General features: G+C 56.0%; 1 protein-coding gene and 1 pseudogene. Both read left to right on the top strand.

Features of this window, described 5'->3' with window-relative positions; genetic code table 11:
- Positions 1 to 269: pseudogene (locus RZR99_RS32895) on the top strand (hypothetical protein); the annotation flags it as partial.
- Between the two features lie 421 nt (positions 270 to 690).
- A complete protein-coding gene (locus RZR99_RS32890; protein ID WP_323123837.1) occupies positions 691 to 939 on the top strand; it encodes a response regulator in 249 nt (82 codons plus the stop codon).
- Positions 940 to 991: the final 52 nt, after the last annotated feature.

Here is a 991-nt window from a genome sequence, read left to right as displayed (position 1 = left end):
GGGTGCGGTTCAGGGTGCGGATCAGGCCAGTGGGCCGCTCACGTGGGCGTCAGCACGCTATCGAATTTGTTGAGCACTGGTGTTTCGATGGATACGCGGTGACCCGGCTGTCGGACGAAGAATACGAGCTGGCCATTCCCTATCAGAACGATGACCAGCTGGCCGACGTCGTCTCCAATTTGCTGGCGGCGATCGGCAAGGCCGCTGAGGATCATCGGTGTGTGAGCGAGTCCGAGGCGCGACGTGTCACGGACGAAGTCGAATCGTAGGCCAGAAGAGCTTACTGTCTCAGCAGAAGCCCAATTGCGGCATAACCCAGTCCAAGATTTTAGCCGCACCCCCAGTGGGTCAGTTCTGTACGGACATCAACACGCTTCGTCGCCGACCCTAAATAGTGACGCGCCGCGATGCCTTGCGCATCGTTTGCAACAGATGCCTGGTTCGATGCTCCTGCATTATTTCCGTGGATCGTCTAGGCGGAGCGCGGCTGGTTCGGCGGTGATCGGGGATGTTCGCTGCAGGGGAGATAAATGGGGTCTAGGGGTTTATAAAAATATTGCGCTGCAGTGATTGAGCTGTTTCGATTATTGATTTCTCTATTGCCTTCAAGGGTAATCGCATTTCCCTTCACCCCGATAGTGCATCGCCTCTCCTTGCACAACACTTGCAGCAACGCGTCGTGGCGGATTCATGGACGGGACAGAACACCTGATCGTAATTGTCGAAGATGACGACGGCATGCGGCGTGCGCTCGAGCGTCTGCTTCGGATCTCGCGCTATCGAACATCTGCATTTGATAGTGCGGAAGCGCTGGAGGCTGCGAACGGCGCAGCCGGTGCTGCCTGTCTCGTGCTCGATATCGAGTTACCTGGACGATCCGGGCTCGAGCTTTACGCGCAACTTGGCGTGGGACGTCTGTTGATGTCCGTACAGAACTGACCCACTAGAGCTGTAAATTTTCATCGAATTTTGACCCACGTGATTGAATGAC

The organism is Burkholderia alba (genome assembly GCF_034721475.1).
GTDB classification, from domain to species: Bacteria; Pseudomonadota; Gammaproteobacteria; order Burkholderiales; family Burkholderiaceae; genus Burkholderia; species Burkholderia alba.
Note: the sequence above shows the minus strand (reverse complement) of the source record. Positions and strands in the feature narration are given on the sequence as shown.